The sequence below is a fragment of the Erwinia sp. ErVv1 genome (assembly GCF_900068895.1).
Classification (GTDB): Bacteria; Pseudomonadota; Gammaproteobacteria; order Enterobacterales; family Enterobacteriaceae; genus Erwinia.
This window is the reverse complement of sequence record NZ_CDPK01000002.1, coordinates 220,560-229,481: the sequence shown is the minus strand read 5'-3', so window position 1 is coordinate 229,481 and position 8,922 is coordinate 220,560. Positions and strand designations below refer to the sequence as shown.

7 protein-coding genes and 1 pseudogene are annotated in these 8,922 nt (G+C 56.0%); 5 read left to right on the top strand and 3 right to left on the bottom strand.

What is annotated here, in order from left to right; translation table 11 throughout:
• Positions 1 to 528: pseudogene (locus A1830_RS23845) on the bottom strand (ATP-dependent DNA helicase); the annotation flags it as partial.
• A 134-nt stretch (positions 529 to 662) separates the two neighbouring features.
• Here A1830_RS23845 and A1830_RS02540 point away from each other — a divergent pair.
• Complete coding sequence (locus A1830_RS02540; RefSeq protein ID WP_067701281.1) at positions 663 to 1,007, top strand: RidA family protein; 345 nt, start codon at positions 663 to 665, stop codon at positions 1,005 to 1,007.
• A gap of 128 nt (positions 1,008 to 1,135) precedes the next feature.
• Here A1830_RS02540 and A1830_RS02535 read toward each other — a convergent pair whose 3' ends face one another.
• Positions 1,136 to 1,393 (bottom strand): YoaH family protein, encoded by a 258-nt coding sequence (locus A1830_RS02535; protein ID WP_067701278.1) that lies wholly within the window; start codon positions 1,391 to 1,393, stop codon positions 1,136 to 1,138.
• A gap of 111 nt (positions 1,394 to 1,504) precedes the next feature.
• Here A1830_RS02535 and pabB point away from each other — a divergent pair, with 111 nt between their 5' ends.
• From pabB to A1830_RS02515, 4 genes are all read left to right on the top strand, one after another.
• Positions 1,505 to 2,866, top strand: a complete 1,362-nt coding sequence (gene pabB / locus A1830_RS02530; RefSeq protein ID WP_067701275.1) for an aminodeoxychorismate synthase component 1 — start codon at positions 1,505 to 1,507, stop codon at positions 2,864 to 2,866.
• A complete protein-coding gene (locus A1830_RS02525) occupies positions 2,859 to 3,491 on the top strand; it encodes a CoA pyrophosphatase (protein WP_067701272.1) in 633 nt (210 codons plus the stop codon). Before pabB ends, A1830_RS02525 begins: the two co-directional genes overlap by 8 nt.
• A gap of 134 nt (positions 3,492 to 3,625) precedes the next feature.
• A complete protein-coding gene (sdaA, locus tag A1830_RS02520) occupies positions 3,626 to 4,990 on the top strand; it encodes an L-serine ammonia-lyase (protein WP_067701269.1) in 1,365 nt (454 codons plus the stop codon).
• 245 nt (positions 4,991 to 5,235) lie between these two features.
• Positions 5,236 to 6,798 (top strand): EAL domain-containing protein, encoded by a 1,563-nt coding sequence (locus tag A1830_RS02515; protein ID WP_067701266.1) that lies wholly within the window; start codon positions 5,236 to 5,238, stop codon positions 6,796 to 6,798.
• A gap of 160 nt (positions 6,799 to 6,958) precedes the next feature.
• Here the strand turns inward: A1830_RS02515 and A1830_RS02510 are convergent, their stop codons facing one another.
• Positions 6,959 to 8,521, bottom strand: a complete 1,563-nt coding sequence (locus A1830_RS02510) for a TerC family protein (protein ID WP_067701263.1) — start codon at positions 8,519 to 8,521, stop codon at positions 6,959 to 6,961.
• Positions 8,522 to 8,922 lie beyond the last annotated feature (401 nt).

Genomic DNA, 8,922 nt, shown 5'->3' with positions numbered 1-8,922 from the left:
ATACAGCGGGCAGTCGCTGCCCAGGCAGTTATCATTGGTGCTGGTCACCAGCGGCCATACCGTGCTGTCCTCGGCCACGCCGCCGCAGGTGCTGATATCACCGTCCAGGGTTTCTGACGACCAGCCGCGCAGGTGGACCAGGTCACTCATCGCCTGCGCCACCAGCTCACCGCCAGCCATCGACTGCTGCTCAAGGCGCTCCAGGCAGAGATAGTTTGAGCGCCCCTTAAGCAGCGCGAGGGAGCCTTTATACTTAAGCGCCCGTGCAACGGTGGGAAGATCGCGACTGTAGAGCTGATCCTGCAGCGCCTTTGAGCCGGTTGAGATAATCACCTTTTTGCCGGAGCGGAGCGCCGGTGCCAGGTAGGCAAACGTTTTACCCGTGCCGGTTCCCGCTTCAACCACCAGCTCGCGCTTATTTTCGATAGCCTGAGCCACCGCTTCTGCCATCTGGCGCTGCGGTTCACGCGGTTTAAAACCCGGAATAGCCAGCGCCAGCGCGCCGTCTGCTGCAAAATCGTCTGCCACACACCCTCACCACCTGTAAGAAAACACTGTAATTATGTCAGTATCCGCCCTGCCACTCCACCCTTTAGGTGACAGCAGCAATAAAACTGTGGCAGGCTGGCTGCAAATTTGTACTGCTATAAATGAGGGAAGTCATGAGCATTGAACGTCTGGATCCAGAACACCGCATGTCGGAAGCGGTTATCCATAACGATACTATCTACTACACCAGCGTACCGGAGAACCTTGATGAGGATGCGCACGCGCAAACGGCCAACGCGCTGGCGGTAATTGACCGGGTACTGGCCCGCGTAGGGTCGGATAAGAGCCGCATTCTTGATGCGACTATTTTTCTGGTGGAAAAAGAAGATTTCGCCGCGATGAATCGCGCATGGGATGCCTGGGTTTCACCGGGGAATGCGCCGGTTCGCTGCACCGTTCAGGCCAACCTGATGAACCCCAAATATCGGGTCGAGATAAAAATCATCGCCGCAAAATAATCGTTATTAGCCGATCGTTGGCGTTGGACGTTGCAGCCGGCGCGTTCCGGGTGGCGTAGCACGTCGCCACCCTCTGTCAACGATGACGTAACGCCAAAATAAACGTTATCACCTCTCAGAAAGCAGAATTACTCCTCATACTCCTCTTCGTCGTCATCCCCGTAATCGTCATTATCCTGATTGCGTTGATCCTCGTTTTCGTCGTCGTCATCCTCTTCGTCATCAAAGCGGGCCGTTATCATATCGCCCGTATGATTTTCACGGATCTCAGCCGCTACCAGCTGTATCGCCTGCCCGCTGCTCATACCCTCTGACATCAGTTGCTGAATGCGCTCTACCGCCTGCTGCTGCTGGTCGTACGAAAGCGCTGGTAATCCCGTAATCATATCCACTCCAGTAAAAATCGCGTAGCCCGTCTGCGCGTAACAAACAGATGTCAGCATTAAAAAAATATGTCAGGCTTGTACTCTGTCCTGGTCAAGGCCTGCTAAATTATCATGCCAGTTGTTTATCATTCTTTGAAGTATACGCCTGAAGCGCTTTTGAATCTGTTTAACTGTGTAGCCCAGCAGCCCTGGTCGATGCTGCTACACTCCGGCTTTGCCGATCACCATGATAATCGCTTTGATATTATGGTGTCCGATCCGCGTATTACCCTGACGACGCGTGGCGAAGTGACCACCATTGAGAGCGATGATGCGTCAGAGCAGAGTAAAGACGATCCCTTGACGCTGCTGGACCGGGTCATGGCGCAAACCGGCCTGAGTGCGCCTTCGCATCCTGACCTGCCCTTTCAGGGCGGCGCGCTCGGACTGTTTGGCTACGATCTTGGCCGCAGATTTGAATCGCTCCCCCAGCAGGCAGAGCAGGACTTAACCACGCCCGATATGGCATCAGGCCTCTATGACTGGGCGCTGATTGCGGATCATCATCTCAAGGCACTGACGCTGGTGGTTCAGGGCGATGCTGATAAGCGCCTGGCGTGGCTTAACGCCCTGACGCCGCCCGGCATCGATCCGTTCCGGTTAACCGACCGCTGGCAGTCAAATATGACGCGCGAAGCCTACGGTGAAAAGTTCCGCCGCGTGCAGCAGTGGATCCAGGCTGGAGACTGCTATCAGGTTAATCTCGCCCAGCGTTTTAGCGCCCGCTACACGGGTGACGAGTGGCAGGCGTTCAGGGAGCTAACCCGGGAAAATCGCGCGCCCTTCAGCGCATTTATCCGCCTGCCTGAAAGCGCGATTATCAGCCTCTCTCCTGAACGCTTTCTTAAAATCGTCGGCCGTGAGATCGAAACCCGTCCTATTAAAGGCACGCTTCCTCGCCTGAGCGATCCCGTCGCCGATCGCCTGCAGGCAGAAAAGCTGGCGGCATCGGTAAAAGACCGGGCGGAAAACCTGATGATTGTCGATTTGCTGCGTAACGACATCGGCCGCGTAGCCGTTCCGGGTAGCGTACGCGTTCCCGAGCTGTTTGTGGTTGAGCCATTCCCGGCGGTGCACCACCTGGTCAGTACGGTTACCGCGGAACTGAAGGCGCCGCTAACGCCCTGCGACCTGCTGCGCGCCTGCTTTCCCGGCGGCTCCATCACCGGCGCGCCAAAAGTCCGTGCGATGGAGATTATTGATGAGCTGGAACCGCACCGTCGCAATGCCTGGTGCGGCACTATTGGCTATATCAGCTTCTGCGGCAGAATGGATACCAGCATAACCATCCGCACGCTGACTGCTGAGCAGGGGCAGATTCACTGTACCGCCGGTGGCGGTATCGTCGCCGACAGCGAAGAGCAGGCGGAGTATCAGGAAACTTTTGATAAGGTCAGCCGGATCCTGCCCTGCCTGGACACCGCCAATGTCTGACGGTCCACTGACGCTTGAGCAGTTTATCAGCCGCTTTGTGCTGCAACCCCCGCAGCCTGATGCAGGCCCGCTGCCACTGCGCCGGGCGGCGGTGCTGGTGCCGATTATTGCGCGTCCCCGCCCCTCGTTACTCCTGACGCGGCGGGCCGCGACATTGCGTAAACATGCGGGTCAGGTAGCCTTTCCCGGCGGCATGGTGGATGAGGAGGATAGCTCCCTTATTTTTACCGCGCTGCGTGAAGCATACGAAGAAGTGGCGATCCCCCCCGCTGCCGTGCGGGTAGTGGGCGTTCTCCCCGCCGTGACCAGCAGTACGGGCTTTCAGGTCACGCCGGTGGTGGGGATCCTGCCCGATACGCTAAAGTGGTGTCCAAATGAGGATGAGGTTGAATCGGTATTTGAAATGCCGCTACAGGAGGCCCTGCGTTTAGGGCGCTATACGCCGCTGGATATCCATCGTCGGGGTGTGCAGCACCGCGTATGGCTCTCCTGGTTTGATGAGTATTTTATCTGGGGAATGACCGCAGGGATTTTACGCCAGCTCAGCCTGCAGGTATCGGCAGAGCGGCTACTCACGGCTTCACCGACAGAAAACCTGCCCGGCGTACGACTGCCACTATTTTAAACCAACTTTTTACCGTTTCTTCCGGTCAAATCACTTCACAAATGCCCTGAATCATTTATATTGCAGCGCCAGACAGCAGTAGTCAGCCTCATCAGCATTCCGTTCCGACGGCCTGCGGCCCTCAAGGAGTTTTTGTGATTAGCGTTTTCGATATGTTTAAAATCGGCATTGGCCCTTCCAGTTCGCACACCGTCGGTCCAATGAAAGCCGGGAAACAGTTTGTCGACGATCTGGTGAGCAGCGGCAGGCTGAATGACGTGACCCGTATTGCCGTTGACGTTTACGGCTCGCTCTCCCTGACCGGCAAAGGCCATCATACCGATATTGCCATCATAATGGGCCTGTCGGGCGCCGCTCCGGATAGCGTAGATATTGATGCCATTCCCGGCTTTATTCGCGATGTCGAACAGCGGCAGCGCCTGCTGTTGGCGAACGGCGCGCATGAGGTAGATTTCCCGCGCGAGGGTGGGATGGTTTTCCGCAGCGACACCCTGTCTCTGCATGAGAATGGCATGCGCATTCACGCCTTCGCGGGCGAGACGGTGATTTACAGCAAGACCTATTATTCCGTCGGCGGCGGATTTATTGTCGATGAAGAGCATTTCGGCCAGACCACGCTGGAAGAGGTCGAGGTCCCCTATCCGTTCAACTCGGCAACGGAGATGCTGGACCACTGTCATCAGACGGGCCTGTCGCTCTCCGGGATGATCATGAAAAATGAGCTGGCGCTGCATGATAAGCAGGAGATTGAGAAGTACTTCTCTGATATCTGGCAGAGTATGCGCGACTGTATCGATCGCGGGTTGAATACCGAGGGCGTACTGCCCGGCCCACTGCGCGTTCCCCGTCGCGCCTCCGCGCTTCGCCGCCTGCTGGTTTCCTCTGATAAGCTCTCCAGCGATCCGATGAACGTCATCGACTGGGTCAATATGTTTGCCCTGGCGGTAAACGAAGAGAACGCAGCCGGTGGACGGGTGGTTACCGCCCCCACCAACGGCGCCTGCGGCATCGTTCCCGCCGTTCTGGCCTATTACGACCACTTTATCGAGTCGGTCAGCCCGGACATTTTTATCCGCTATTTTCTGGCCTGCGGTGCGGTGGGCATTCTCTATAAAATGAATGCCTCAATTTCCGGCGCAGAGGTGGGGTGTCAGGGCGAAGTCGGCGTTGCCTGCTCCATGGCGGCGGCCGGGCTGGCCGAACTGCTGGGTGCCAGCCCGGAGCAGGTATGCGTAGCGGCGGAGATCGGCATGGAACACAATCTGGGACTCACCTGCGACCCGGTCGCCGGTCAGGTACAGGTGCCCTGCATTGAGCGCAATGCTATCGCCTCGGTTAAGGCCATCAATGCTGCCCGAATGGCGATGCGACGCACCAGCGCAGCCCGGGTTTCTCTCGATAAGGTCATTGAAACCATGTACGAAACCGGAAAAGACATGAACGCCAAGTACCGGGAAACCTCACGTGGCGGCCTGGCCATTAAGGTTCAGTGCGACTAGCCCTGCAGGTTACTATTGTCTTTCCTCATCCCCTCGCTTAAGGTGTGCCAGTGCAGATACCTGTTTGGGTAACACAGCACTGGCCTGCCCTCACCCTGAACGAGAATTACGTCGCGGCAGAGCCAGATAACCCACTGTTTTAGTTAATCATGCTTTTCTCTTCTGCATGGCTAAACTTAATGACTGGCAGGCCGATAACAGGTGCTCAGTCTCTGTATAGGCGTCTTGATTTAGGGTGGTTACTGATGCAAATGTCCCAGGAAGTATTCGGACAGTTTCGGCGCAAGCGATTATTTATCGCCATTATTGTCGCCGCATTAGTGCTCATCCTTACGTTAGCCTTCCGCTTTATGGAAGAGAAAAATCGCATTGAACAGCAGTCCCATATTTTCGCCAATAACGCTATTCAGCGCTTCGACCGTTTGTTTTCCCCCCTTGACGTTGCGGCCAATAATACGCTGGGGCTGGTAGGGCTCTCCTGCGAGCAGGTGCGTTTTCCGCTGATTGAAAAGCTGGCGTCATTGCAGACCGTGCGAACCATTATTCTGGTAAATAACGACACCCTGTACTGTTCCAGCCTGTCCGGCGCCGGTGATCTCAGTTTCAGTAACAACTACCCTGAACTGGCAGTGAATAACCAGCGCATGATGCTCAGTTCGGACCAGCAGCTCCTTAAAGGCTCGCCTGTTCTGCTATTCTGGACGCCGCAGGATACCGATAATCACTCCGGTATTTTGCAGGTCATTAATATCGAAATGATGAGTAACTATCTGCTGGAACCGACCCTGCCATGGGTTGAGCGCGCCATTTTCAACGTGGGTGATAAAAGCCTGGAATACGGTAATCCGATGGTAGAAAAGGCTCTGCCCTCAGAAGATGAAGTCACCTGGCAGGAGGCTTCACTGCGTTATCCTTTCTCTATCACATTGTTTGGTCCGGCCCCGACCCGGCTGGCGCTGATGACCATGCCCTCGCAGCTGCCGTTAGCGCTATTGTTGAGCCTGCTGATGGGCTATATCGTCTGGCTGGCAACCGCCAACCGCATGAGTCTCTCCTGGCAAATCAGCTATGGCATTAATGCCCGCGAATTTATGGTCTACTGCCAGCCGCTGATTAATTCACGCAGCGGCGACTGCGACGGTATCGAACTGCTGCTGCGCTGGCATACCCCGCGACAGGGCTGGATACCGCCGGATGTCTTTATCCCCCTGGCCGAGCGCCAGGATCTGATTGCGCCACTCACGCGTTTTGTTTTAAGTGAAGTCGTACGCCATCTGCCTCTGCTGCCCAGCTGCCCAAGGTTTCATATTGCGATTAACGTCGCGGCCAGCCATTTCCATCAGCACCAGATTATCGACGATCTCCAGCGCCTGTGGTGGCCGGCAAATCCGGTTCCTCAGCTGATTGTCGAGCTTACCGAACGCGACTCGCTGCCGGAGGTCGATCAGCGCGTGGTGGCTTATCTGCACACTTTAGGGGTAAAGCTGGCCATTGATGATTTTGGTACGGGCCACAGTTCCCTCTCGTACCTGAAAACGCTCAGCCCGGACGTGCTGAAAATTGATAAGGTCTTTACGGCGGCCATCGGGACAGATGCCATTAATGCTACGGTAACGGATATGGTGATTTCCCTGGCCCAGCGTCTGAATATCAGCCTGGTGGCGGAAGGCGTGGAAACGGAAGAGCAGGCTACCTACCTGCGGGATAAAGGCGTGGATGTATTACAGGGTTACTTCTATGCGCGGCCCATGCCGCTGGGGGATTTTCCAGACTGGCTGAGTAGCCATAAAAGCCTGCTGTTTGCCTGAGACGTCTCAGCGGGCAGGGAGTGAAGTTACCCGCTGTCCGCTGAGAGACAAGCGCTTGCCCACGAGTAAGAGACAATCGCCCTCAGCTCAACACCCACGCATGGCGGCAGACTTTTTGCTGTCCGCCGCCAGCTGCGGTAAAGGCTTTTCGGCGCTGGAATTAACCTTCTTCTTCTTCCTCATTATCCTGGCGCTGGCGCGTGACGCGAACCAGGTCAATACGGTATTCGGTCGCTTCGAGGATCTGAAACGTTAGCGGCGGCAGCTCAATGATCTCACCCACCTGGGGCAGCTGCCCCTTCTGGGCGATCAGCAGCCCGGCCAGCGAAGCATGGTCCCTGTCCGCCGTGACCAGCACCTGCGTGTCCAGCAACTGCTGTAGCGAGTGCAGGTCGGTGCCGCCCTTAACCCGCCATCCTTCGCCGTCGGCGATGATATCCGGGGTTTCATCTTCATCCGGGAACTCACCGGCAATCGCTTCCAGCACGTCCAGCGGGGTAATCAGCCCCTGCACTACGCCAAACTCATTGGTGACCACCACAAAGCTTCCTCTGGCACGACGCAGCACGCCAAGCAGGTTAAGCGGTTCCAGCGTATCGGGTACAATTATCGGCGGAGTGGCAGAGGCAAAGGTTGCCACATCGATGCCGTGGTCCAGCGCAACCAGCAGCTCTTTCGCCCGCACCACCCCGATAACTTCATCCAGCTCGCCACGACACACCGGGAACAGGCTGTGAGGCGTATCCAGCAGCTGGAGGCGAACCTCATCAGCCGGACGCTCTGCATTGACCCAGGAGATTTCACCGCGCGGCGTCATAATACTGCGCACCGAGCGCGAGGCCAGCGTCAGCACGCCATTGATCATATAGCGTTCCTCATCCTTGAAGGTCTCGCGCGGCCTGTCATTCATCTCACTCTGTTCACTGCTGCCGGTCGCCGGGCCACGGCGGCCCCCCATCAGACGGACAATCGCTTCGGCGGTTCGCTCGCGCATCGGCCTTCTGGCCTGATGGCGCATAAAGTTCACCCGTGCAATCTGATTAAACAGCTCAATCAGGATTGAGAAGCCGATGGCGGCATACAGGTATCCCTTAGGAATATGGAACCCAAAACCTTCGGCAACCAGACTCAGGCCAATCATCAGCAGGAAGCTCAGACAGAGTACGACAACGGTCGGATGCGCATTGACGAATCGGGTCAGCGGCTTCGAGGCCAGCAGCATAATGCCCATCGCAATGACCACGGCAGTCATCATTATCGCCAGGTTGTTCACCATGCCCACGGCGGTAATCACGGCATCGAGTGAAAATACCGCATCCAGCACCACAATCTGAATAACGACCGCCCAGAAGCTGGCATAGCCCTTGTTGCCCTCGCCGTTGTGATCGCGGTTTTCCAGCCGTTCGTGCAGCTCCATGGTGGCTTTGAACAGCAGAAACAGCCCCCCCACCAGCAGGATCAGGTCGCGGCCGGAAAAGCTGAATTCGCCCACGCTGAACAGCGGCCGCGTGAGCGTCACCATCCAGGAGATCAAAGACAGCAGCCCCAGACGCATCACCAGCGCCAGAGAAAGGCCAATGAGTCTGGCTTTATCGCGCTGCTTTGGTGGAAGCTTATCGGCAAGAATGGCAATAAAAACCAGGTTATCAATCCCCAGCACGATTTCAAGAACGATAAGCGTCAGCAGACCGGCCCAGATCGAGGGGTCTAAAATAAATTCCATTACAGACTCCAGATACGTGATGGTGAAAACGCAGCGGGCGACGAGAAACTCGCGCGGGCTGAATAATCGCAAAGGGGTTGAAGCGGGTCGTCTGAAGAGGTGACGAAGATAAAACTGGTCGAAGGTACCAGGGGCTGAGTGAAGCGACGTCGATGACAGTCCATAGGGTGGGCTGAGGCCCGTTACTCCTGTGTTAAAAAAGGATCCCTACTGTAAACAGCCGTGACCATTACGTCAAAAATATTTTCTTACACTTACACTCGAACCTGGCTTAAATGCTAATCATTCTTACAACAGAGCCTAATGAGTGAAACAAGGGTCTAAATAGCTGAGCACGGTCACATAATTTATTTTTTCGCACATTAAAATAAATCGCGTCTTAAGGGGAAACGTTTACACCG